General features: G+C 59.9%; 23 protein-coding genes. 10 read left to right on the top strand and 13 right to left on the bottom strand.

Features of this window, described 5'->3' with window-relative positions; all coding sequences use genetic code 11:
- The first annotated feature begins 84 nt into the window (after window positions 1-84).
- A complete protein-coding gene (locus ACIP1X_RS06260) occupies window positions 85-495 on the top strand; it encodes a low affinity iron permease family protein (RefSeq protein ID WP_212545232.1) in 411 nt (136 codons plus the stop codon).
- 180 nt (window positions 496-675) lie between these two features.
- On the opposite strand, the gene ACIP1X_RS06255 is transcribed toward ACIP1X_RS06260, so the two are convergent.
- From ACIP1X_RS06255 to ACIP1X_RS06230, 6 genes are all read right to left on the bottom strand, one after another.
- Complete coding sequence (locus tag ACIP1X_RS06255; protein ID WP_053117998.1) at window positions 676-1179, bottom strand: DUF4142 domain-containing protein; 504 nt, start codon at window positions 1177-1179, stop codon at window positions 676-678.
- Window positions 1180-1253: 74 nt separating this feature from the next.
- Window positions 1254-1412: a KGG domain-containing protein gene (locus tag ACIP1X_RS06250; protein ID WP_082341401.1), complete on the bottom strand. Its 159-nt coding sequence runs from the start codon at window positions 1410-1412 to the stop codon at window positions 1254-1256.
- 168 nt (window positions 1413-1580) lie between these two features.
- Window positions 1581-2219, bottom strand: a complete 639-nt coding sequence (locus tag ACIP1X_RS06245; RefSeq protein ID WP_400750379.1) for a LysE family translocator — start codon at window positions 2217-2219, stop codon at window positions 1581-1583.
- A 60-nt stretch (window positions 2220-2279) separates the two neighbouring features.
- Window positions 2280-2696, bottom strand: a complete 417-nt coding sequence (gene fos / locus ACIP1X_RS06240; RefSeq protein WP_400750376.1) for a fosfomycin resistance glutathione transferase — start codon at window positions 2694-2696, stop codon at window positions 2280-2282.
- Window positions 2697-2738: 42 nt separating this feature from the next.
- Complete coding sequence (locus tag ACIP1X_RS06235) at window positions 2739-3473, bottom strand: hypothetical protein (RefSeq protein ID WP_400750373.1); 735 nt, start codon at window positions 3471-3473, stop codon at window positions 2739-2741.
- Between the two features lie 21 nt (window positions 3474-3494).
- Window positions 3495-4406: a LysR substrate-binding domain-containing protein gene (locus ACIP1X_RS06230; RefSeq protein WP_400750372.1), complete on the bottom strand. Its 912-nt coding sequence runs from the start codon at window positions 4404-4406 to the stop codon at window positions 3495-3497.
- A 77-nt stretch (window positions 4407-4483) separates the two neighbouring features.
- On the opposite strand from ACIP1X_RS06230, the gene ACIP1X_RS06225 reads away from it, so the two are divergent.
- Window positions 4484-4972, top strand: coding sequence for a DMT family transporter (locus ACIP1X_RS06225; protein WP_400750370.1), 489 nt, complete (start codon window positions 4484-4486; stop codon window positions 4970-4972).
- Between the two features lie 121 nt (window positions 4973-5093).
- On the opposite strand, the gene ACIP1X_RS06220 is transcribed toward ACIP1X_RS06225, so the two are convergent.
- The 4 genes from ACIP1X_RS06220 to ACIP1X_RS06205 all read right to left on the bottom strand — a co-directional run bounded on the left by ACIP1X_RS06220 (window position 5094) and on the right by ACIP1X_RS06205 (window position 9869).
- Window positions 5094-6425 (bottom strand): MFS transporter, encoded by a 1332-nt coding sequence (locus ACIP1X_RS06220; RefSeq protein ID WP_400750367.1) that lies wholly within the window; start codon window positions 6423-6425, stop codon window positions 5094-5096.
- 168 nt (window positions 6426-6593) lie between these two features.
- A complete protein-coding gene (locus ACIP1X_RS06215) occupies window positions 6594-7520 on the bottom strand; it encodes a hydroxymethylglutaryl-CoA lyase (protein WP_400750364.1) in 927 nt (308 codons plus the stop codon).
- Window positions 7517-8710 carry a CaiB/BaiF CoA transferase family protein gene (locus ACIP1X_RS06210; RefSeq protein ID WP_400750361.1) on the bottom strand — a complete coding sequence of 398 codons (1194 nt, stop codon included), beginning with the start codon at window positions 8708-8710 and terminating at the stop codon, window positions 7517-7519. Before ACIP1X_RS06210 ends, ACIP1X_RS06215 begins: the two co-directional genes overlap by 4 nt.
- A 253-nt stretch (window positions 8711-8963) precedes the next feature.
- Window positions 8964-9869, bottom strand: coding sequence for a LysR family transcriptional regulator (locus tag ACIP1X_RS06205; RefSeq protein ID WP_400750358.1), 906 nt, complete (start codon window positions 9867-9869; stop codon window positions 8964-8966).
- A 232-nt stretch (window positions 9870-10101) separates the two neighbouring features.
- Here ACIP1X_RS06205 and ACIP1X_RS06200 point away from each other — a divergent pair, with 232 nt between their 5' ends.
- The gene (locus ACIP1X_RS06200; protein ID WP_400750355.1) at window positions 10102-11337 is read left to right on the top strand and encodes an aminotransferase class I/II-fold pyridoxal phosphate-dependent enzyme; all 1236 of its coding nucleotides are present in this window, start codon (window positions 10102-10104) and stop codon (window positions 11335-11337) included.
- 15 nt (window positions 11338-11352) lie between these two features.
- Complete coding sequence (locus tag ACIP1X_RS06195) at window positions 11353-12519, top strand: MFS transporter (protein WP_400750352.1); 1167 nt, start codon at window positions 11353-11355, stop codon at window positions 12517-12519.
- Here the strand turns inward: ACIP1X_RS06195 and yiaY are convergent.
- On the bottom strand, window positions 12516-13664 hold the full coding sequence (yiaY, locus tag ACIP1X_RS06190; protein WP_400750350.1) for an L-threonine dehydrogenase: 1149 nt from the start codon (window positions 13662-13664) through the stop codon (window positions 12516-12518). The two genes, ACIP1X_RS06195 and yiaY, sit on opposite strands and share 4 nt — an antisense overlap.
- A gap of 156 nt (window positions 13665-13820) precedes the next feature.
- On the opposite strand from yiaY, the gene ACIP1X_RS06185 reads away from it, so the two are divergent.
- A complete protein-coding gene (locus ACIP1X_RS06185) occupies window positions 13821-14840 on the top strand; it encodes a DUF4917 family protein (RefSeq protein ID WP_400750347.1) in 1020 nt (339 codons plus the stop codon).
- Between the two features lie 186 nt (window positions 14841-15026).
- Here ACIP1X_RS06185 and ACIP1X_RS06180 read toward each other — a convergent pair whose 3' ends face one another.
- Window positions 15027-15569, bottom strand: coding sequence for a helix-turn-helix domain-containing protein (locus ACIP1X_RS06180; RefSeq protein ID WP_159814246.1), 543 nt, complete (start codon window positions 15567-15569; stop codon window positions 15027-15029).
- Between the two features lie 106 nt (window positions 15570-15675).
- On the opposite strand from ACIP1X_RS06180, the gene ACIP1X_RS06175 reads away from it, so the two are divergent.
- Entirely contained in the window at window positions 15676-16458 is a 783-nt protein-coding gene (locus tag ACIP1X_RS06175; protein WP_116254492.1) for an aldolase, read from the top strand.
- Between the two features lie 23 nt (window positions 16459-16481).
- The gene (locus ACIP1X_RS06170; RefSeq protein ID WP_400750343.1) at window positions 16482-17363 is read left to right on the top strand and encodes a dihydrodipicolinate synthase family protein; all 882 of its coding nucleotides are present in this window, start codon (window positions 16482-16484) and stop codon (window positions 17361-17363) included.
- 305 nt (window positions 17364-17668) lie between these two features.
- Here the strand turns inward: ACIP1X_RS06170 and ACIP1X_RS06165 are convergent, their stop codons facing one another.
- A complete protein-coding gene (locus ACIP1X_RS06165; RefSeq protein ID WP_159815797.1) occupies window positions 17669-18013 on the bottom strand; it encodes a YegP family protein in 345 nt (114 codons plus the stop codon).
- Window positions 18014-18170: 157 nt separating this feature from the next.
- On the opposite strand from ACIP1X_RS06165, the gene ACIP1X_RS06160 reads away from it, so the two are divergent.
- From ACIP1X_RS06160 to ACIP1X_RS06150, 3 genes are all read left to right on the top strand, one after another.
- Window positions 18171-18707 carry an RNA polymerase sigma factor gene (locus ACIP1X_RS06160; RefSeq protein ID WP_159815796.1) on the top strand — a complete coding sequence of 179 codons (537 nt, stop codon included), beginning with the start codon at window positions 18171-18173 and terminating at the stop codon, window positions 18705-18707.
- A complete protein-coding gene (locus ACIP1X_RS06155; RefSeq protein ID WP_400750340.1) occupies window positions 18704-19663 on the top strand; it encodes a FecR family protein in 960 nt (319 codons plus the stop codon). Before ACIP1X_RS06160 ends, ACIP1X_RS06155 begins: the two co-directional genes overlap by 4 nt.
- 123 nt (window positions 19664-19786) lie before the next feature.
- Window positions 19787-22345, top strand: coding sequence for a TonB-dependent hemoglobin/transferrin/lactoferrin family receptor (locus tag ACIP1X_RS06150; RefSeq protein WP_400750337.1), 2559 nt, complete (start codon window positions 19787-19789; stop codon window positions 22343-22345).
- The last annotated feature ends 5 nt before the right edge of the window (window positions 22346-22350 follow it).

The raw sequence follows: 22350 nt of genomic DNA, 5'->3' as shown, positions 1-22350 counted from the left end.
TTCCATTCACTGATTTGTAATTAGAATTTTCACAACGCCGTCAGTGTCTGAATTTCATGCACTCCCCCAATAAGGAATACGGCTATGAAATTCGCGAAGATTTCCCAGAAGCTTGCTCTGTGGGCCGGTAGCCCGAAGACGTTTATGGGGGCGTTGATCCTGATCGGGCTGTGGGGGTTGAGCGGGCCGATCTTTAATTACAACGATACGTGGCAACTGATCATCAACACCTCGACCACGATCATCACGTTCCTGATGGTGTTCCTGATCCAGAACACGCAGAACCGCGACACCGACATTCTGCATTTGAAGATTGATGAGTTGCTGCTGGTGACCAAGGAAGCGCAGAACGCGATGCTCGGGCTGGAGGCGCTGGATTTGAAACAGCTGGAGGCGTTGCGCAGGCATTACCGCTCGTTGGGCGAGGGCGAGGTGTTTAACCTTGAAGGGCTGGGTGAGAAGAGCAAGTCGAAGCAGGATTTGAATGAGTGCTAAGTTGGTAGGGCGAATGAAAACACTTGTGGCGAGGGGATTTATCCCCGTTGGGCTGCGAAGCAGCCCCTTATCCTGCTATCGAATTCAACCTGACACACTGCATTGAATGTTTTAACGACTGCTGCGCAGCCCATCGGGGATAAATCCCCTCGCCACAGGGGATCTGTGTTGTCTGTGAGATTAGCGGCTGGCCTGTAAGGCTCGGGCCATTTCCAGGTGATTCTGCAGTTTCGGCAGGGTCTCGTCGGCGAAGGCTTTGATCTCAGGCACGTCAGTGGTCTGCGCTTCCTGCTCGATCTGCTGAATGGCCTCTTCGGTAGCTTTGACCTGACTCGCTGCATAGGCCTGGTCAAACGTCGCGCCGTCCTTCACCTCTGGAATCAGCTCTTTAGCCTTATCGGCGATTTCTTCGCGCGGCGCGATCGGCAAATCGAGCTTCTTGGCAATTTTCGCCAGATGCTGATTGGCGGTGGTGCGGTCATTGATGACGACGATGGTGTAATCCTTGACCTCTTTGGATTCGGTTTTCCCGTGGGCCAAGCGGCTGGCTTCGATATCAGCCATGCCTTTGGCCGACGCATCGTTGATGAAATCGGCAGGCGACTGGGCAAAAGCACTGGTGGCGCACAGGCTCAACAGCGAAACAACACTCAAATTGCGTAAACGGGTGGCCATCCGGCTCATGGTCGCGCCCTCCTTCTCTCTAAATTCAAGCGGGAGCTTACGCCCCCGCCTCTCAATCAAAACGACTTCACTGACTACTTCGATTTCTGACCGGGCTTGCGGCCCATTTCTGTTTTCGCAGGGTCTTTGTCGACAGTCGTTGTAGTGGTTTTCCCACCTTTGCGACCGGCTTCAGACGCCTTCGTTCGATCGTTAGCGAAGTTTCCCGAGTTCGAGTTTCTTGAATTAGGCATGATTCTCTACCTCTTGGTAATGATCGTGGCGAGCAGGTGCCCGCCTAGATTGAGAATTTTCTGGCCAGCAAAGGTTTAGAAAAGTTGTCGTTGCACTGACGAACGGTGGAGCGCAATCAGCTAATGCAGCGCCCGATGATTGCCGCGCTGCGCGATGTACAGTCACCTTCAAGCCTTGTTCGGCATCAGCCCCGGCAACGCATGCACCAGCGCGTTGATGGCGAAACCGATGAACATCACCCCGCACAACCGGGTGATCAGCAACTCGTGGCGCTGATACAGCGTGCGCACCCGCTGCGCGCCGACAACACCGATGAGAATAGCGTAGGCGAGCAGGCCGCCAAGGAAGCTCAGGGCAATCAGCGTCGGCAGCATCGACCAGTTGAGCAACTCGGCACGGCTCGACAGCAGCGCAGTAAACGTCGCCACCGCCACCGGGTACGCCTTGGGATTGGTCAGCCCGAACAGAATGCCGTGCCAGAATGGATTGCGCGCCGCGCCCTGCGGTTCGTCCGTATTGCGTCGCTGCGCCCGCACCGCGCGCCAGCCGAGCCAGAACAGGTACAGACCGCTGAGCACGCCGAGCACGTCGAATGCCGTGCTGCCGATTTCCCGAGCGCCAACAATCGCGATCAGCGCCGTGCTGCACCAGACCACATCGCCGAGCAGATGCCCGCAGAGAAACCCCGCCCCGGCCCGTCGCCCATGGGCCGCGCCAATACCGAACACCGCCAGCACACCCGGCCCCGGCGTGATGCCGTAAATGAAACCCGAGGCCAGAACGGCCATTAGCAACGATAGAGTCATGGAAAACCTGCAAGCGCCAGAACACGTGGCGGCCAGTCTATATCAGCCGATTGCGCCTGATCACTGCCCGTCGTAAAAACGCATGCCGGCGTACGGTCTCTGCCGACACGCTGCGAGTCGCGAGGCCAGATCGCCGACGTGAGCTTCGAGTTTGTGGCCATCAGGATCGAGAAAATAGAACGACGCACCTTCGCTGCGGTTATCGCGCCATTCCCGCACGTTTGCTGCTTTTAGCGTTTGTACAAAAAGCGCAAAATCCGCAGCGTTGAGGCTGAAGGCGTAATGGGTGTAGTCGGCGCCCGGCTCGCTAGTGCGTAATGGATCGAGCGACAGGCACAGCCACAGTCCCGGAAGCGAAAGATAGGCGCCGACGTCCCACGTCGCGTCGACGCGCAACTGTAATACGTCACGATAAAACGCCAGACTGCGGTTCAGATCGCTAACGGCGAGGGTCAGGTGGTTGAGGCCGGTGAGCATCGGTTCAGTAACCTCTGAGGTATTCGGAAGTAACAACGTCAATTACAACCCACTGAACCCATTTGGCAAAACATAAGCCTTGCCGTCGTAGCGCAGTGTTGTCAGCACTGGTTTGGCTTCACTGACTTTGTCCTCACACGCATCGCCCTCAGCGACACCGGTAATCCCGGATCGCTGCGTTTTGATAGTCAAATCGGCAAACCCATGACTCGTGGTTTTCGCAATCTCGACTGTCCGCGAAAGCTCATAACGCTCGCCAGCACAGTTGCCATCCCACTCACCGCCAAACTCGTAAACCACCAGGCGCTCAAGTACCGGACGCAGCGTTTGACCTTCTTTCACATAGAGCGATAACTGGTGTTCAGCTACCGGATTAACCCGCGAGGAACCCTTAAAGTCAGCGCGCACACCAAATGCGCGCAGCTCTGGCGTAAGCCTGTAGCGGGCCGTGTCGATGATCAATTCTTGCAGGGCGATAGCATCTGACTCAAAGGCAGTATCGCGGTGCCAGCTCGCGAGCGGATTCGCAGTACCCGCTTCCAAGATAGCCAGATCGAGATCGTAAGTGCCGTCCGGCCCAGTCTCGCCATGGGTGGATCCGGGCTCCCATTGGGACTTCGCCGTAATGATTAGCCCCGGATAAGCTGGCCACTCCTTGCAGGCAGCAAAGCCATACTCCCCCTCAAACTCAGGTTTCACGCAATCGGCGTGGGCCTGACCCACCAAAAACAAAATGCCAAGGGTTACCGCGCTTATCCATCCAGACTTCACTGTCACGTCCCGTTCCTTGATGAATGTTCAGCCGCGCACTATCCCCTCCTCAATCTTCCGATTCAACCAATTCAACGCTTGATCCCCACCCCGTCGCTTGTGCCAAGCCAGTACAAACGTAAACGCCGGAATATCAAACGGTGGCGGCACAACAATCAAATCCCCGTGCTCCAAATCGCGCACGCTGCGCGATGACACGGTGAGAATCAAATCCGTGCCACTGATCAACTGCGGCGCGACGTTCCAGTGCGGCAGGCTGATCGCGACGCGACGGCGTTCGCGCAGGGAGGTCAGGGCTCGCTCGATTTCCGTTGTGCCACTGCCGCGCATTTCCAGCAGTACGTGCGGGCGCGACAGGTAGGTGGGCAGATCGAGCACGCCGTTGGCCGGCAGGGTATGGCGGTCGAGCAGGCAGACGTAGCGTTCTTCGAACAGCAGCGTGCTGCGCAATTCGTGGGGCATTTCCGGGAAGACGCCGGCGGCGAGGTCGATATCGCCATTGAGCACGCCTTCGAGCATGCCTTCACGGCTGGCATGGCTGATTTGCAGGTCGATGCCCGGCGCTTCGCGGCGCAGGGTTCGGATCAGATCGGGGAGGATGATCGCCGCGCCGTAGTCCGACATCGCTAGGCGAAAGGTGCGTCGGGCGCTGGCCGGATCGAAGGTGTTTGGTGCCAGCAGCGATTGCACTTGAGCGAGTGCTTCAGCGAGCGGTGCGACCAGTTCCAGCGCTCGCGCGGTGGGCGCCAGGGTTGCGCCGGCGCGCACCAGCAACGGGTCGCCGAGCAAATCACGCAGACGCGCCAGCGCATGACTGACCGCCGGTTGGCTGAGGTGCAGGCGCTCGGCGGCGCGGGTGACGTGCTGCTCGCTGAGCAAGGCGTCGAGGATCACCAGCAGGTTGAGGTCGATGCGGCGCAGATCATTCATCTCATGCATGTTCTGGATGACGAAACGGAATTTAAATCTGCGCGATGAATACTCTAGAGTCCAGCAAAACCTGTTGGAGAATGATCATGAGTACGTTGCAGTGGGCGGGTCTGTTGGGGTTGGCCGCATTTGCCGGGGCGGTAGTGCCGTTTCAGAGCGCGATCAACAGCAACCTGGCGCGCGGATTGGGCCATCCATTGTGGGCGACGTTGGCGTCGTTGTTGGTAAGTGTGCTGGTGTTGCTGCCGGTGATTTTGGCGTTGCGGTTGCCGCTGCCGTCGCTGGCGTTTATCAGCAAGGCGCCGATGTGGATGTGGGCCGGCGGTGCGTTTGGGGTTTGTTTTGTCGCGCTGGCGGTGGTGTTGCTGCCTAAGCTCGGGGCTTCGGGGTTTGTGGCGTTGGCGCTGGCGGGTCAGGTGCTCGCGTCGATGCTGCTGGATCACTTTGGCTTGTTTGGGTTGGTGGAGAAACAGCTGACATTGCCTCGGCTGTTTGGCGCGGTGTTGTTGGTTGCGGGGGTGGTGTTGATTCAGTTTGGTGGGGTGTTTGAGAGGGATGTAGCGGTGGTTGGATAATGGGGCGATCAATAAATTTCAGGGACTGAAAATCAGTCTTCGCGAGCAAGCCCGCTCCCACAGGGGGGAACGCGTTTCAACTGTGGGAGCGGGCTTGCTCGCGAAGGCGTCAGAGCTGATATCAGTACTTATCGAGCGTGCGCAATTTCTGCGGCAATCCCCACAACAGCAGCGCCGCTGCGATCAACGCCGCCACGCCAATGACATACAGCGCCGGCGTGGTGCTGCCGGTAAGATCCTTGATCCGCCCGACCATCACCGGGCTGACGATGCCGCCGAACTGCCCCAGCGTATTGATCACCGCGATCCCGCCCGCCGCACCTGCGCCGGCACCGGCCAGCAACTTCGGTGGCAGCGTCCAGAAGCTTGGAATAGCGGCGATAATGCCGGCGCCGAGCAAGCCGAGGGCGACGATCAGGAACGTGGTGTGATCAGCAAAAATCCCCGCACTGAAGAACCCGATCGCACCGACCACCACCAGCCCCGCAACAAACTTGCGGCGCTCGCCGGTAGCGTCCGACAACCGCCCGATCACGATCATGGTGATCGCCCCGCAGATGTAAGGGATGGCGGTCAGCAGACCGATCATCACCGGGCTCTCGGTGCCCGCGCTGCGGATCAATTGTGGCGCCCAGAAATTCAAGCCGTAAGACGCGACCTGGATCAAAAAGTAGATCAGACCCAAGGTCAGAAACCCGGGAATCCGTAGCGCCGCCAGCAACGAACCGCCGCTCTTGTACGGTTCGTGATGGGCAATGCGGCTGGACAGCAATTTTTTCTCGTCAGCGGTCAGCCAGTGCGCGTCCTCGATGCGATCCTTGAGTAGCGTCAGCACTAGAAACCCTAGGCCGATGCACGGCAGACCACCGAGCAGAAACAGCCAATGCCAGCCACGCATCTGCATCACACCGTCGAGATGTTCGAGTACCAGCCCGGAGAACGGTGCGCCGACCAACCCGGCGAATGCAGAGGCAAGAAACAACAGGGAAGTGATGCGTCCACGGAAGTGCTGCGGGAACCACAGCGTCAGGTAATACAACACGCCCGGCGCAAAACCGGCTTCCATCGCGCCGATCAAAAAGCGCAGCGCATAGAACTGCCATTCGCTGGTGACGAAGACCATCAGCGCCGTCGCCACGCCCCACGACATCATGATCCGCGCGATCCAGCGTCGCGCGCCGACCTTGTAGAGCATCATGTTGCTCGGCACTTCGAACAGCACGTAACCGACCACAAACAGCCCGGCGCCGAGGCCGTAAGCGGTGTCGCTCAGACTCAGGTCGGCTTGCAGCTGGAACTTGGCGAAGCTGATGTTGATGCGGTCGAAAAAGGCGAACAGGTAGCAGACCATGATCAACGGCATCAGGCGCCAGGCGACTTTGCTGACCAGGGCTTTTTCGGCGTCGTGATCGACAGACGAGCTCGCGCCCGCCTCCATTACATTGAGGCTCATAGCTTTTCTCCAGGCGGACTGCCGGTGGGCGTCCGATTGTTTTTGTTGTCTGGTTATGACGCTGTTCCTGTAGGAGCCGAGCTTGCTCGCGAAGGCGTCAGGGCAGTCGCATCACTGCTGAATGACACACCGCGTTCGCGAGCAAGCTTTGCTCCTACAGAGGGGTGATCAGGTGGGGATCGGGTGCAGGTCGCAATTGCGCCCGGCCTTGGCCAGTTGGCCGGGAACTTCGTGGCCGAGGAGATCCGGCAATCCGCGCGAGAGCTTCAACAGCAGCGGCAAGTCGATGCCGGTGTGAATGCCGATCTCATCGCACAAATTCACCAAGTCTTCAGTGCAAATATTGCCCGACGCCCCGGGTGCAAACGGACAACCACCGAGACCGCCCAGCGCCGCATCAAATCGCCGCGCTCCTGCCTCGTATGCCGCCAGCACATTGCACAACCCCAAGCCCCGGGTGTTATGGAAATGCAGTGTGAGATCCGTCGCCGAAACCCGCTGCAAAACCCGCCGTATCAAGCGATCCACCTGACGCGGATTGGCCATGCCAGTGGTGTCGGCGAGGGTGATGCCTTGAATGCCCAGTTCCTGATAAGCGTCGACAATCCGCAGCACGCGATCCTCGTCAATCTTGCCTTCGAACGGGCAACCGAACGTCGTCGCGATGCTGCCGTTGAGCCGCACACCCGAGCCATCGGCAAAAGCAACAATGTCGGCAAACGCCGCCAGTGAACCCTCGCAACGCATGCGCATGTTGGCGAGGTTGTGCGTCTGGCTGGCGGACATCACCAGATTCAGCTCATCGGCACCGGCCTCCAGTGCGCGCTGCGCGCCTTTGAGATTGGGGATCAGCGCGACGTAAATCACCCCCGATTGACGCTGAATGCCTTGGAACACCTGCTCGCCATCACGCAGCGCCGGAATGGCTTTCGGCGACACAAACGAGCCGGCTTCGATGCGGCTGAAACCCGCCAGCGACAGTTGATCGATCAGCGCGATTTTGTCGACGGTTTCCACCCACGTCGGCTCGATCTGCAAGCCGTCGCGAGGCGAGACTTCCTGGACGATCAAGGTTTGCGAATAGTCGGAAATCATTGCACTACTCCCTGGCTTTTCAGGCGTTTGATGTCGAGTTCAGTCAGGCCGAGACCGGCGAGAATACCGTCGGTGTGCTGGCCGAGGGTCGGCCCCGACCAGTTCACGCCACCGGGGGTTTCCGAGAGTTTCGGCACGATGCCAGGCATCTTCACGGTTGCGCCGCCGGGCAGTTCGGCGTCGAGCAGCATGCCGCGCGCCTGATAGTGCGGATCGGCGACGATGTCGGCCACCGAATAGATGCGCCCGGCCGGGACTTCGGCAGCTTCGAGGGCGGCGAGCACGTCGTTGATCGGCTGGCTGCTCGTCCAGTGAGTGATGGCGGCGTCGAGGATTCCGCTCTTGGCTGCGCGGCCGTCGTTGTGGGCGAATTCTTCGGCGTCAGCCAGATCGTCGCGACCGATGGTTTGCATCAACCGCTTGTAGATCGGATCGCTGTTGCCGGCGATCACCACGTAAGCGCCGTCAGCCGTTAAATAGGTATTGGACGGTGCAATGCCGGGCAAAGCGCCGCCACTACGTTCGCGAACGTGGCCGAGCATGTCGTATTCCGGCACCAGACTTTCCATGACGTTGAACACGCTTTCGGCCAGCGACACATCGACGATCTGGCCACCGCCCTGCCCGGTTTTGACCCGCAGCAGCGACATCAACGCGCCGATTACTGCGTGCAAGGAGGCCAGCGAATCGCCGAGGCTGACACCGACCCGCGCCGGTGGCGAACCGGGGGTGCCGGTGGTGTAGCGGATGCCGCCCATCGCCTCGCCGATCGCACCGAAACCGGGGCGATCACGGTAAGGACCGGTCTGGCCGTAACCGGAAATGCGCACGAGGGTGAGGTTGGGATTGAGCGCGTGGAGTACGTCCCAGCCCAGGCCGAGTTTTTCCAGCGCACCGGGGCGCAGGTTTTCGATGATCACGTCGGCGTCGGTCGCCAGTTGCTTGACCAGTTCGATGCCTTCCGGGGATTTGAGATTGAGCGCCAGCGACTGCTTGTTGCGCGATTGCAGGTACCACCACAACGACGTGCCTTCGTGCAGCTTGCGCCATTTGCGCAGCGGGTCGCCCTGACCCATGGCTTCGATCTTGATCACCTCGGCGCCGAACTCGGCGAGCATGCGCGCGGCGAACGGCGCAGCGATCAGGGTACCGATTTCGATCACTTTGATCGCACTCAGGGGGGCAGTCATCGCGGGGTACCTCTTGTTCTTGGAATATGCCGGCAAGACTAGAGGCGCGGTGATGAAGGAATCCAACCTTCGTTCGGCAAAGGGCGTTCGCGAAATGCGAACGCTTCAGTCAGATGTGCGGCGTGCTCACATCAGTCTTCGCGAGCAAGCCCGCTCCCACAGGGGATTGATGCCAGCCACACTATTTGAATGCAGCACAAAACCCCGTGGGAGCGGGCTTGCTCGCGAAGGGGCCAGAACAGCCAATCGAGATCTACTGCCCACGCAAATGCTCAAACAACAACCGGCTCACCGGCGACAACCCCGCCTCATCGCGCACCACCACAATCAACGCGCGATCCGACCAGTCATCGGTCAACGGCACCGCGTGCAGCCCCAGCGCCTGACCAAACAACTCATACGCCCGCTGCGGCAAAATCCCGATGCCCATGTTGGCCTGCACCATCCGGCACACCGCATCAAACCCCGGCACATGAATGCGAATGCGCAGCACCTTGCCCGCCTGCCGCGCCGCCGCGTGGGTGCGCATGTTGATCGAACTGGCCGCGTGCAAACCGACGTAATCACTGTCCAGCGTTTCGGCAAAAGCTACGGATTCACGCGCGGCCAACGGATGCTCCGGCAGCATCACCACCACCAGTTTGTCCTCGCGGTACAACACGCTGTGCAGGCCCTTGATGTCACTGTCGTTGGAGCAAATACCGAGATCCGCGACGCCATCGAGCACGCCCTGAATCACCCCGGCGCTGGGCCGTTCCTCAAGGTCAGTCTTGACCTGCGCATGCCGCGCGGAAAAGTCGCGCAAGTCTTCCGGCAGAAACTGAATGATCGCCGAGAGGTTCGCAAGCATGCGCACATAGCCGCGCACACCGTGGCTGTGCTCGCCCAGTTCCAGGCCCATCTTCTCGACGTTAAACAACATCTGCCGCGCATGGTGCAGCAGCGTTTCCCCCGCCGGCGTCAGCGTCATGCCCTTGGCCTGGCGCACGAACAAACTGATGCCCAGCGCCTCTTCCAGCTCCATCAAGCGCTTGCTCGCCGCCGACACCGCAATGGCTTCGCGCGCGGCGGCGCGGGTCAGCGTGCCCTCTTCATGCACGGCGACAAACAGTTGCAGGGTGATCAGGTCGAGGCGGCGAATCAGGCTTTTTTGCAGCATGGAAGTCTCGCTGGCGGGGACATTCGAGTCGGCAGGATAGCCCGGTTTTCGTTGAAGTCAGACATGTGATTAATCCGCCAACGTTCATGGCTTCGCCCTACAAACAAAACTCTTTTGCCTCTCAGGATTCGCGGAATCGGCCTATTTTTGTCCGACTTTTCGCTCTGTAAAGTCTGGCAACACACACAAATTGCAACACCCCATGGATCGCTACGCTCAAGGAATGTCGCCTGTGAATCTTCCGTTGCACACCCCGAATCTGTATTCCAATTTCCGCAAGATCATTGCCCTCGCCGACTACGATTGGGACATCGCCGAACAGGGCAAAGTCGCCGGTCTCAATGTCGAAGTAAAAAGCCCCAACCACCTGCTCGATCAGTACGGGCGTGAATTCCATCACTTCTGCACGACCTCTTATCTGGGGCTCGATCACCACCCGGCCCTGCTCGAAGGCGCCATCGCCGCCCTGCGTGAAACCGGCAGTTTGCGCGTCGCCAACTCGAAAAATCGCTGCAAACTGGCGATTCTCGAGCAGTACGAAAACGAGTTGTCGCAACTCTTTGATACGGTCTGTCTGAGTACCTTGTCGTGCAGCGCCGCCAGCGCGGGGATCCTGCCGTTGCTGGCCAGCGGCATCTTCACCGAAGGTCAGCCGCCGGTGATGGTCTTCGACCGCCACGCGCACTACTCGATGAATCATTTGAAAGCTGCGTGCGCCGATGAGACCCGCGTGGTCACCGCGCCGCACAACGATATGGATTTTCTCGAACGCGCCTGCCAGCAACACGGCCGCGTGGCGTATATCGCCGATGGCGCGTACAGCATGGGCGGCGTAGCCAACATGGAAGGTCTGTTGTATCTGAAGGATCGCTACGGGCTGTTTCTGTATCTGGATGATTCCCATGCGTTGTCCGCGGTCGGTCAGCACGGCGCCGGCCTGGTGCGGCCACGGGTGGCGGCGCTGGAAGAGGACTGCCTGATCGTCGCGTCGCTGGCCAAGTCGTTTGGTGCCAGCGGCGGTTTGGTGATGCTGGGCAATGAGCGGCAGAAAACATTGATCCAGCGTTACGGCGGGCCGAGCAACTGGTCGCAGAGTCTCAACTGCGCTGCGATCGGTGCCGGCAGAGCGTCGATCCGCCTGCATCGCAGCGCTGAATTCGCCGCGCTGCAAAGCAACCTTCAGGCTAATATCCGCCTCTTCGACAGCCTGATCAGCACCGATCAATGCCACAGCAACATGGCCATCCGCTTGATCAAATGCGGGCAGGCGGCGGTGGCCAATCGAGTGGCCAGCGAACTGGCCGAACAGGGTTTTTTCACCAGTGCGGTGTTTTTTCCGGTGGTGGCACAAGGTAAGGCAGCCATCCGCATTACGCTGCGCGCGGACATGCCGCCAGCACTGATCCGCCGCTTCTGTGAACTGATCACCGAGCTGTTGCGCACCCACCGCTGTGATCTCGACGACTGAAAACAGGGACGAATCATGAACGCCAGCGTCACTCTCCTGATCACCTGTAGCACGGTTTTTCTTGCCCAGTTGGGCATGAGTATTTATTTGCCGGCGCTGCCGGAAATCGCCGGTTATCTGCGGGCGGATCCTGCGCAGGTGTCGTGGGGGTTGTCGCTGTACCTGATCGGCATGGCGCTGCCGATGTTGTTCTGGGGCAGTCTGGCCCAGCGCATTGGCCGCAAACCGGTGTTGCTGGCGGCGCTGGCGATTTACGGCCTGGCCAATCTGGCCTTGCCGCTGGGTTCGACGCTTGAGTGGTTTTTGCTGCTGCGACTGCTGCAAGGCATCGGTGCAAGCGGTATTTCGGTGATGGCGCGGGTGCTGATCCGCGACAGCTTTCGCGGCGATCTGCTGGCCAAGGCGTTGTCGTGGATTTCGATCTCGTTCGTAGTGGCGCTGGGCATCGGCCAATACTTGGGCTCGATCATCGAGGTGACGCTGGGCTGGCAGGCGATTTTCTACCTGCTCGGCGTGGTCTGCCTGGTGATGGCGCTGATCGTTTCGCGGGTGGCTTTCCCTGCCGTCGCTGACGAACCGATCAGCGCCTCATCGTGGTCGGCTTATCGGCAGATTCTGCTGCATCGGGCATTTCTTTTGCCGGCGCTGGCCGGTGGTTTGGGCTACGGCGTGATCATCGCCTTCAACACCGCAGCGCCGCTGGTTTTGCAGGGGCCGTTCGCCTGGTCGACGGTGGATTACGGTTTGCTCGGCTGGCCAATCAGCGCGGCGTATTTTCTGGGTGCGCTGGCGGTCAATCACTTCGTGTTGCGCACCGGTCAGGCGTGGTTGATGACCGTTGGCGTCGGTCTGGTGCTGGCCGGTAGCGGCGTGATGTTGCTGGGCAGTCTGGCGGCCAGTTCCATCGCGCTACTGTTTTGGCTGCCGTATTGCGTGGCGGTGTTCGGGCAGTCGTTGAACTACCCGATCAGCCTGTCACGCGCCAACGATGGCGCGCCGATTGCCGGTGCTTATGCGATGGCACTGAGCGGTTTTATCCATCAATTGATGGCGGCGATCATCGGCGCGATGGCCAGTCTGATCGCCAGTCCACAAGCTTGGCCATTGTCGCTGCTGTGCACGTTGCTGGCCGTCGGCGCGATGCTCTGCGTGAAGTTCGCGCCGGGGGATGGCAAGCGTTAGAAGGCGTTGCGGAAGATTTCCTCGATTTGCCGTTGATCCGCCGCGCGCGGATTGGTAATGCCGCAGGCGTCTTTCAGTGCATTGGTGGCGAGGATCGGGATGTCGCTGAGTTTGGCGCCGAGTTCGCGCAGACCGCTCGGGATGTCGACGTCTTTGGCCAAGGTGCGGATCGCGGTGATCGCCGCTTGCGCGCCCTCCTCGGCGCTGCAACCACGAATGTCGGCGCCCATTGCGTGGGCGACATCGGTCAGGCGATCGGCGCAGACCAGCGCGTTGAAGGTCTGCACATGCGGCAGCAACACCGCGTTGCACACGCCGTGGGGCAAGTCGTAGAAACCGCCCAACTGGTGCGCCATCGCGTGCACAAAACCGAGCGAGGCGTTGTTGAAAGCCATGCCGGCGAGGAACTGCGCGTAGGCCATGTTCTCCCGCGCGGCGAGATCTGTGCCGTCGCGCACGGCCAGGCGCAGGTTGTTGCTGATCAGGGTGATTGCTTTCAACGCGCAGGCGTCGGTGATCGGGTTGGCGGCGGTCGAAACGTAAGCCTCGATGGCGTGGGTCAATGCGTCCATGCCGGTGGCGGCGGTCAGGCTTTTGGGCATGGCGACCATCAGTTCCGGGTCGTTGACCGACAGCAGCGGCGTGACATTGCGGTCGACGATGGCCATTTTCACGTGACGCGATTCGTCGGTAATGATGCAGAAACGGGTCATCTCGCTGGCGGTGCCGGCGGTGGTGTTGATCGCGATCAGCGGCAGTTGTGGCTTGCTCGATTGATCAACACCTTCGTAATCACCGATTTCCCCGCCGTTGGTTGCACACAGGGCAATGCCCTTGGCGCAGTCGTGGGGCGAACCGCCGCCCAGCGACACGACGAAATCGCAGCGGGTTTCCTTGAGCAAACCCAGCCCGGACTCGACGTTGGCGATGCTCGGGTTCGCTTTGGCGCCGTCGAAAATCACCGAATCGATGTCCTGCATGGCCAGCTTCTCGGCGACCATCGTCGCCACGCCGGCCTTGGCCAGCCCCGTGTCGGTGACGATCAGCGCTTTGCGAAAACCGTAGTTGCGGATCGCGACCATGGCTTCGTCGAGGCAGCCGTTGCCCATGATGTTTACCGCCGGAATGAAAAAGGTGCTGGTCATGCGCGCGTCTCCTGACAGGGGCCGAATCGACTGCTCCGATTCAGCGGATAAGCACAGCATCGACCGATCGGTCAGCGCCGATGTTGATCTGGCTCAATGCCCGCTCGTGATAAAGTCGCCGCCCATCAGCCCCTATGTTTTGAGACCGCCTACGCAATGACCGATTTTCTGGATGTCGACGCCAGCCTTGAAGACTGGAACACCCTGCGCGCCGCGACCGAGTTCAACGGCCTGCTGGTGGGCAATGGCGCCAGCCGCGCGGTGTGGGACGATTTCGGCTACGACTCGCTGTTCGAAAACGCCCGCACCGTCGAAGAGAAACCGTTGAGTGCGTCGGAATTGGCGGTGTTCGATGCAATGCAGACGCGCAGTTTCGAGCAGGTGCTCGGCGCACTGAAAACCACCAGCCGGGTCAACAAGGCGCTGGCCGTCAGCTCCGCCGCCCCGCGCAATCGCTACTACGCGATCAAGGAAGCGCTGATCAACACGGTGCACGCCGTGCACATTCCGTGGCGCCTGGTGAAAGCCTCGACGCTGGCGACGCTGAATGAAGAACTGGCGCGCTATCGCACAGTGTTCACCACCAATTACGACTTGCTCAACTACTGGGCGCTGCAACACCAAAGCGATGCCATCGACGACCTGTTCAACGGCGCCAACGCGAGTTTCGATCTGAGCGAAAGCGCCACTGACAAACCGCGTCTGCTGTACCTGCACGGTGGCCTGCACCTGGTGCGCAATCAGGACGGCACCGCGCGCAAACTGACCTCGACCGAGGGCACGCTGCTCGGCAGCTTCGCGATCAACAATACGATCAAGACGCTGGATGACGTGCCGCTGTTCGTCACCGAAGGGCCGAGTGCGGACAAGCTCAAAACCATTCGCAGTTCGGATTATCTGTCGTTCTGTTATCAGCAATTGCTCGGGCATGGCGGCGGTTTGTGTATATTTGGCCACGCGTTGGCCGAGCAGGATGCGCACATTGTGCGGGCGCTACGCTTGGCGAAACCGAAGACTGTGGCCATCTCGATTTATCCGCGCAGTGCGGCGTTTGTGCAGCATCAGAAGCGGCACTACGCGCAGGTGTTTGACGGGACGGGGGTTGAGTTGCGGTTTTTTGATGCGAAGACGCATGCGCTGGGCAGTCCGAAATTGTCGGTGCCGGTCGAGGTTTGATGTAAGCCGCACCGACGCCTTCGCGAGCAAGCCCGCTCCCACATGTGAATCGCATTCCCCTGTGGGAACTGCCTTGCCAGCGATATCGTTGAGTCAGTCAGCATCAATCGCTGGCGAGCCAGTTCGCACATTTGGAATGCATTCCCCTGTGGGAGCGGGCTTGCTCGCGAAGCTTTTGGGGGCGCCTCAATCCTCAGCGCTGTGCACCACCACCAGCAACTGCGCCTGCACCTCCCCTACCGACCGGATCCGGTGCGGTTTCTGTGCATTGAAGTGCAGCGCATCACCGCGTTGCAGCAACACTTTCTCGTTCATGAAATCCACTTCCACCTGCCCTTCATGAACGAATAGAAACTCCTCGCCCAGATGCTCCTTGAAGGTCTTGTCGCTGAATTCGCTCGGCGGATAGATGATGAACGGCAGCAAATTGCGCTCGCTGACCTGATGCGCCAGCACCGCATAACCCGGGCTCTGATCATTCGCCGCCAGTGACTGCCGCTCGTGGCTGCGTACCAGGCTGTAGCTGTCGAGGCTGACGTTGTCTTCCGAGAACAATTCCTCGACCTTCACGTTCAGCGCTTTCGCCAGTTTCAACGCGGCGGCAATCGACGGGGTGTTCAGCCCGCGCTCGACTTTCGACAGATAACTCTTGGTCATGCCGGATTTTTCGGCCAGTGCCTCAAGGGTTACGCCAAGTTTTTTTCTCAATAATTTCAAACGGATAGACATGCGCAGCGGTTATTCCATCAAGGAAGCGACAATTTGTGCTTGCCAATGACACTTTGTGTCATATAGCCTCTTTCGTGTCATTTGCAATCACCCAAAGGACACAGACATGGCCAAGACATTAGCACTACCCAAAGACCAACTGGTCAAACAAGCGCTGACCCAGATGCAAAAAAGCCTTGCGGATAATACGTGGACAGACCGGCAAAAGCTGGCTTTGACCTGCCGGATTCTTTTCGAAAATGGTCACGACTCCGGCCTGGCCGGACAAATCACTGCCCGTGGCCCGCAGCCCGGCACCTATTACACTCAGCAATTGGGCCTGGGTTTCGACGAAATCACCGCGAGCAACCTGCTGCTGGTCAACGAGGATCTGGAGGTTCTCGAAGGTCACGGCATGGCCAACCCGGCCAACCGTTTTCACAGCTGGGTGTACCGCGCTCGCCCGGACGTGAACTGCATCATCCACACCCACCCGACGCACGTTGCCGCGCTGTCGATGCTCGAAGTGCCGCTGCAGATTTCCCACATGGATCTGTGCCCGCTGTACGACGACTGCGCGTTTCTCGAAGGCTGGCCGGGCGTGCCGGTGGGCAATGAAGAAGGCGAGTTGATCGCCGGTGCGCTGGGCGACAAACGCGCGATTGTGCTTTCGCACCACGGTCAGCTGTCGACCGGCACGACGATTGAAGAGGCGTGTGTCATCGCCCAATTGATCGAACGCGCGGCGAAGTTGCAGCTACTGGCGATGGCGGCAGGCACGATCAAACCGATCATCCCCGCGCTGGGCCGCGAAGCCCATGACTGGATCGCCAAGCCGAAACGCCATGCCGCCGCCTTCAACTATTACGCTCGGCAGAACCTGCGCCAACACGCCGATTGCCTGAACTGAAACCTCATTACGGAGACGCTCCCATGTCCAACATTCACGGCATCATCGGCTACACCATCACCCCGTTCAGCGCCAATGGCGAAGGGCTGGATCTGCCAGCACTCGGCCAATCGATCGACCGCCTGATCGCCAGCGGCGTCCACGCCATCGCACCATTGGGCAGCACTGGCGAAGGCGCTTACCTGAGCGATTCGGAGTGGGATCAAGTTGCTGAATTCAGTATCAAGCACGTGGCCAAACGGATGCCGACCATCGTCAGCGTGTCCGACCTGACCACCGCCAAAGCCGTGCGTCGCGCACGCTTCGCCGAAGCCCACGGCGCCGACGTGGTGATGGTGCTGCCGGCCTCGTACTGGAAACTCACCGAAGCGGAAATCCTCGCCCACTACCGCGCGATTGGCGAGAGCATCGGCGTGCCGATCATGCTCTACAACAACCCGGCCACCAGCGGCACCGACATGTCGGTCGATCTGATTCTGCGCATCGTCAATGCCGTGGAAAACGTGACCATGGTCAAGGAGAGCACCGGCGACATCCAGCGCATGCACAAACTGCAATTGCTCGGCGAAGGTCAGGTGCCGTTTTACAACGGCTGCAATCCACTGGCGCTGGAAGCGTTCGCGGCCGGGGCGAAGGGCTGGTGCACGGCAGCGCCGAACCTGATTCCGCAGTTGAATCTGGATCTGTATGAAGCAGCGATGGCGGGCGATCTGGATCGCGCGCGGGATCTGTTTTATCGCCAGTTGCCGCTGCTGGACTTCATTCTGAAGGGCGGCTTGCCGGCGACGATCAAGGCCGGGTTACGCCAGACCGGGCTGGAAGTGGGTGATCCACGCCTGCCGGTATTTGCATTGAGCGCGGCAGGCCAGACCCAACTACAAGCAATCCTGAAAACCCTGCGCTGATCCCCCGGCAATCAAAACCCCTGTAGGAGCTGCGGCACGCTGCGATCTTTTGATCTTGATTTTTACAAGTTCAAAATCAAAAGATCGCAGCGTGCCGCAGCTCCTACAGGGGATGTGTGCGGCAGGCCAGCCCCAACTGCACCATCCTGAACTCCAGCGCTGATCTCCCGAAAAACGCAAAACCCAATGTGGGAGCGGGCTTGCTCGCGAAGGCGGTGTGTCAGTCAACCAAGATGCTGACTGATCGACCGCATTCGCGAGCAAGCCCGCTCCCACAGGGGATTTTTGGTGGATTTGAAATGGGGTTAGAGGACTGGCAGGGTTTTGTCCTTGATGGCTTTTGTCGGCCCGTTCGCCTTGACGCTGGCGATGCCTTTGTCGCACGCCGCATCCGATGAATACGCCTCGCTGCTGCCAATAATCTGATGGTTGGCCGCCTTGAGGTTGAAGTACGGATGGCCGTCCTTCGTCGATTTTTTTTCGTAACGGTCATCCAGCGCGCTGTTGGTTTGCACCGAGGCGATGCCGCCTTCGGCCGCCGCGCGAGTGGTGTACAGCTCGCTGGTCAGAATCGTTTCGGCGTTCGCCGCTTTCAGGACGAACCTGAACTGGCCGTTGCTGCTTTTACTCAACTCGTACCATCCGGACATGTTGCTGCTCCTGTCGATTTGCCCCCCCGAAAGTAAAGCCCGTTTCGCCGGTTTAGCCACTGTTCGATGACAGATGTGATCGCCAACATGACAAATGACAATAATTCTCGATATCATCCGGTGCTTTCTGCGCCCTGCTTCGTCAAGAAGGATATCCATGCCTCGCCTCACGCCCGATCCGCTGTCGGCCGATGCTTTTCGCCGGTTTTACGGGGACATCCTGCATTACCTGCGCAAGCGCACGGAGAATCCCAGTGACGCGGCGGACATGACTCAAGACGTGTTCACCCAATGGCTCGACTATCGCGACCGCGCCAAGGTCGAGCAGCCGCGTGCGTTTCTGTTTCAGATGGCGCGCAATCTGCTGCGTGATCACTGGCGTAAACAAAAGGTGCGGCACATCGTCCAGCCCCATCACGACAACGATGCCGAGCCGGTCAGTGATGAACATCACGAGCCGATGGCCGCCGCGCAGCGCCAGCAACGCCTTGAGCAACTGAAAGAAGTCCTCGCCGAACTCTCGCCACGTCGGCGCGAGGCCCTTATGCTGCACCGCTTCGAAGGCTTGAGTCAGGCGCAGATCGCCGAGCGCATGGGGATTTCCCTGAGCATGGTGGAGAAACACATCGCCTTCGCCCTGATGCATTGCAAGCAACGCCTGGATCACGACAACGGCACGGAGCAGCCAGCATGAACCACCCTTACGATTTCGACAGCGACCAGGCCGATAACAGCATCGACGCCCAAGCCGCCGCGTGGTTCACCCGCAACCGCCAGCCACAGGGTCGCACCGTGCGTCAGGCGTTCGAGCGCTGGCTGCGCGAACCGGAACACGCCAAGGCCTATCGCGCCTTCGAAGAACTGTGGGCCGACCTCGGCGCCTTGCAGCAACTCAATCAACCGACGCCGATCCGCGCGCGCAAATCGAAGAACGCCTGGCGCCCGGCCCTGGCAGTCGCGGCAGCTTTGGTCTGCGCCGTTTTGGCCTCGCATCTGGGCACGTCCCACGAGGTTTATCAGCAACAGATCACCGCTCAATCGAAAGGCATGCACACCGTCGAATTGCCGGACGGCAGCACCTTGTCGGTGAACGCCAACACGCAGTTGCGCATCGACTTCGACAGCCATCAGCGGCGGATTTTTCTCGAGCGCGGCCAATTCTATGTGGAAGTCGCGCCGGACAAGGAGCGGCCGATGTGGGTGCACAGCGGCGACGCCACGGTGCGCGTGGTCGGCACCGGTTTCGATGTGCGGCGCACCGATCAGCAACTGGTCGTCAGCGTCGCCCACGGTCAGGTCGCGTTCGCCCCGGACAAACGCGCACCGCTGCTGCTTGGCGCGCAACAACAAGTGGCGGTCGATCTCGCCAGTGGCGACATGCAACAGCAAACGGTGGCAGTCAGTCAGGTCGCCGATTGGCGCACCGGGCATTTGTCGTTTCGCAATCGCGAACTGTCGAGTCTGGTCGATGAGTTGAATCAGTACCGGGCGAAACCGGTGCTGCTGGCGAACGCAAAACTGGGGCAGATCAAAGTCTCCGGCAACCTCGACGTCGAAGATCCCGACGCGTTGATCAGCGCCCTCCCCGCGTTGATCCCGGTGATAACCGTAGCCTTGGCCGACGGTCGGATCCGCATCGAAAATCGCTGAAACAACCTCACATGAGAATATTTTGCATTCGCATGTGAGGTTTTTTTTGCCTGCCGCGTCTTCCTCCGGGTCTGCGTTGCTGACGCAGGCCTTTTTGGCCTTTTCGCCGCCCTGGGGGATTCCATGTTTCGCGTGCTTTCGCCGTACCCGCTCACCTGCCTTCGACCGACCCTGCTCGCCGCCTGCCTGGCGTTCAGCGTGCAAGCCCACGCCGAGGCCATCCGTCTGCAATTGCCGGCGCAGTCGATGGCGACCTCGCTGAGCCAGATCGCTCAGCAAGCGAAGATCCAGTTGCTGTTCGACGAAGCGCAATTGCGCAACCTCAAGGCGCCGGCCATCGACGGTGAATTCAGCGCGGAAGCGGCGATCCGCCAGTTGCTCGACAACAGCCAGTTCGGCCTGATCAAGGTCAATCAAACCTACGTGGTGCGCCCGGTGGAATCGGTCACCAGCAGCAGCGACAGCATTCAGCTCGACGCGTTGAGCGTGATCGGCACCGGTACCGAAGTCGACTCCAGCACCGTCGGCCGCTCGACCCTGACCCAGGCTGACATTGATCGCCATCAACCGAACAACGTGCCTGCGCTGTTGGCGACATTGCCTGGCGTAAGCATGAGCGGCTCGATGAAACCGGGCGGCCAGAAGATCAATATCTGGGGCCTGGGCGAAGCCGAAGACGTTCCGCTGACCCTCGATGGCGCGACCAAAAGCGGCTTCGAGCGTTATCAGCAAGGGACGATTTTCATCGAGCCGGAGCTGATCCGCAGCATCGAAGTGGAGAAAGGCCCGCACTCGCTGTTCACCGGCAACGGTGGTTTCGGCGGCACCGTGCACATGGAAACCAAAGACGCGCCGGACATGCTCCAGGAAGGCCGCAACAGCGGTGCGATGGTCAAATACGGTTACGCCAGCAACGACCATCAGCAAACCTACAGCGGCGCAGTGTTCGGCCGCACCGACGATGGCCGCGCCGACGCGCTGGTGTACCTGACCAAACGCGACGGCGGCGATATGAAGCTCGCCGACAACCTGCCGAATCCGGACAACTACTACCCGATCAACCCCAAGCGTTTGCCCAACAGTGCGCTGGATCTCGACGGCCAACTGGTCAAGGTCAACCTGCACCTGAACGACGAGCACAGCGCCGGGATGATGTACTCGCATTCGGAAAGCCAGCGCTGGACGCCGTTCTCTTCGGCGACCTACCCGAACCCGCCGACACCGGACAACATCAAAAAATACGGCTACGACGGTGCGCTGAAACGCTTCCTCGCCAATCGCGAAACCATCGACACCACGTGGTCGACGTACTACCAGTATCAGCCGCTGGATAACCGTCTGATCGACATGAAGTTGAGCTACTCGGAATCCGACACCGATCAGACCGACGAACGCGACGCCACGGCGTTTTTCCAGGCCGCATCTGGCGGACGCAAGATGGACACCGATTACAAGGATCGCATCGTCGAACTGCGCAACATCAGCCGCTTCGAAACCGGTTCGCTGGAACATGCCGTGACCAGCGGCGTGGAAATCCGCAAGCATGCGCGCAACACCGACATGTGGATGCCCGGCGCGACTTACGATGTGCCCAAGTACAACTTCGGCCACTTCCAGCCGTACTTCATGCCCAAGGGCAAGGTCGACACCAACAGCGTTTACCTGCAAGACGCGATCACCTACGGCGACTTCACCCTGACGCCGTCCGTGCGTTACGACCACGTGCGCAATCGCGGCGAAGCCAACGACGCGCCGTACTACAGCAGTCAGGATCCAGAGATCGGCCACGACTACAGCGACCGCACCTACACCGGTTGGTCACCGCGCCTGTCGGCGTTCTGGAAAATGACCCCGGACGTCGCATTCTTCGTCGACTACAGCAAAACCTGGCGCGCGCCGGTGCTCGATGAACAATATGAAGTGCAGGGTTTGGGCAGCCGCACCGCGACCAGCGTCGACCTCGATCCGGAGCGCATCACCGGTTGGCGCGCGGGCAACATCAGCCACTTCTCCAACGTGTTCGCCGACCACGACAACGTGCAGATCCGCACCACGCTGTTCCGCAACAAGATCGACGACGAGATTTTCAAAGCCACCGGCATCGGTTGCCAAAATCAGTGGAACAAGGGCGGCAGCATCGCCACCGACTGCAAAGGCTCGGGGCCGATGAGCAACTACCGCAACATCGGCGGGCTGACCATCAAGGGTTTCGAGGTCGAGAGTTTCTACGACTCGAGCTACCTGTTCGGCTCGCTGTCGTACTCGTGGATGACCGGCAAACACGAAGGCGCCTACACCAATCCCTGGGGCCCGGACGTCTGGGCGCGGGACATTCCGCCGCCGAAATGGATCGCCGTTGTGGGCGTTAAGATTCCGAGCTGGGACGCGCAGGTCGGCTGGCAGGGCGAGTTCGTGCGCAAGACCGATCGCCTGCCGAGCGACCTGTATGGGCAGAGCAAAAACTCGCTGGGCGATGTTTACTACGATCACTACGACAACGACCGTTACAACGTTCAGGGCCTGTTCGCCAACTGGAAACCGCAGCAGCCGTATCTGAAAGGCACCGAGGTCAATTTGACCGTCGATAACCTGTTCAACGAAAGCTACCGGCCGGCGTTGAGTGGCGACATGGCTTACAGCCAGGGGCGAAATGCCAAGGTGAGTTTGACGCGGTTTTTCTGATCCTG

Source organism: Pseudomonas sp. NPDC088885 (assembly GCF_044750025.1).
Taxonomy (GTDB): Bacteria; Pseudomonadota; Gammaproteobacteria; order Pseudomonadales; family Pseudomonadaceae; genus Aquipseudomonas; species Aquipseudomonas rustica.
The sequence above is the reverse complement of the archived record's forward strand: the minus strand, read 5'-3'. Positions and strand labels throughout refer to the sequence as shown.

What these genes read in the sequence shown, in the direction of transcription:
- ACIP1X_RS06260 (WP_212545232.1), top strand. Translation starts at nt 85, where the DNA reads ATGAAATTCGCGAAGATTTCCCAGAAGCTTGCTCTGTGGGCCGGTAGC.
- ACIP1X_RS06255 (WP_053117998.1), bottom strand. Translation starts at nt 1,179, where the DNA reads ATGAGCCGGATGGCCACCCGTTTACGCAATTTGAGTGTTGTTTCGCTG.
- ACIP1X_RS06250 (WP_082341401.1), bottom strand. Translation starts at nt 1,412, where the DNA reads ATGCCTAATTCAAGAAACTCGAACTCGGGAAACTTCGCTAACGATCGA.
- ACIP1X_RS06245 (WP_400750379.1), bottom strand. Translation starts at nt 2,219, where the DNA reads ATGACTCTATCGTTGCTAATGGCCGTTCTGGCCTCGGGTTTCATTTAC.
- fos (WP_400750376.1), bottom strand. Translation starts at nt 2,696, where the DNA reads ATGCTCACCGGCCTCAACCACCTGACCCTCGCCGTTAGCGATCTGAAC.
- ACIP1X_RS06230 (WP_400750372.1), bottom strand. Translation starts at nt 4,406, where the DNA reads ATGCATGAGATGAATGATCTGCGCCGCATCGACCTCAACCTGCTGGTG.
- ACIP1X_RS06225 (WP_400750370.1), top strand. Translation starts at nt 4,484, where the DNA reads ATGAGTACGTTGCAGTGGGCGGGTCTGTTGGGGTTGGCCGCATTTGCC.
- ACIP1X_RS06220 (WP_400750367.1), bottom strand. Translation starts at nt 6,425, where the DNA reads ATGAGCCTCAATGTAATGGAGGCGGGCGCGAGCTCGTCTGTCGATCAC.
- ACIP1X_RS06215 (WP_400750364.1), bottom strand. Translation starts at nt 7,520, where the DNA reads ATGATTTCCGACTATTCGCAAACCTTGATCGTCCAGGAAGTCTCGCCT.
- ACIP1X_RS06210 (WP_400750361.1), bottom strand. Translation starts at nt 8,710, where the DNA reads ATGACTGCCCCCCTGAGTGCGATCAAAGTGATCGAAATCGGTACCCTG.
- ACIP1X_RS06205 (WP_400750358.1), bottom strand. Translation starts at nt 9,869, where the DNA reads ATGCTGCAAAAAAGCCTGATTCGCCGCCTCGACCTGATCACCCTGCAA.
- ACIP1X_RS06195 (WP_400750352.1), top strand. Translation starts at nt 11,353, where the DNA reads ATGAACGCCAGCGTCACTCTCCTGATCACCTGTAGCACGGTTTTTCTT.
- yiaY (WP_400750350.1), bottom strand. Translation starts at nt 13,664, where the DNA reads ATGACCAGCACCTTTTTCATTCCGGCGGTAAACATCATGGGCAACGGC.
- ACIP1X_RS06185 (WP_400750347.1), top strand. Translation starts at nt 13,821, where the DNA reads ATGACCGATTTTCTGGATGTCGACGCCAGCCTTGAAGACTGGAACACC.
- ACIP1X_RS06180 (WP_159814246.1), bottom strand. Translation starts at nt 15,569, where the DNA reads ATGTCTATCCGTTTGAAATTATTGAGAAAAAAACTTGGCGTAACCCTT.
- ACIP1X_RS06175 (WP_116254492.1), top strand. Translation starts at nt 15,676, where the DNA reads ATGGCCAAGACATTAGCACTACCCAAAGACCAACTGGTCAAACAAGCG.
- ACIP1X_RS06170 (WP_400750343.1), top strand. Translation starts at nt 16,482, where the DNA reads ATGTCCAACATTCACGGCATCATCGGCTACACCATCACCCCGTTCAGC.
- ACIP1X_RS06165 (WP_159815797.1), bottom strand. Translation starts at nt 18,013, where the DNA reads ATGTCCGGATGGTACGAGTTGAGTAAAAGCAGCAACGGCCAGTTCAGG.
- ACIP1X_RS06160 (WP_159815796.1), top strand. Translation starts at nt 18,171, where the DNA reads ATGCCTCGCCTCACGCCCGATCCGCTGTCGGCCGATGCTTTTCGCCGG.
- ACIP1X_RS06155 (WP_400750340.1), top strand. Translation starts at nt 18,704, where the DNA reads ATGAACCACCCTTACGATTTCGACAGCGACCAGGCCGATAACAGCATC.
- ACIP1X_RS06150 (WP_400750337.1), top strand. Translation starts at nt 19,787, where the DNA reads ATGTTTCGCGTGCTTTCGCCGTACCCGCTCACCTGCCTTCGACCGACC.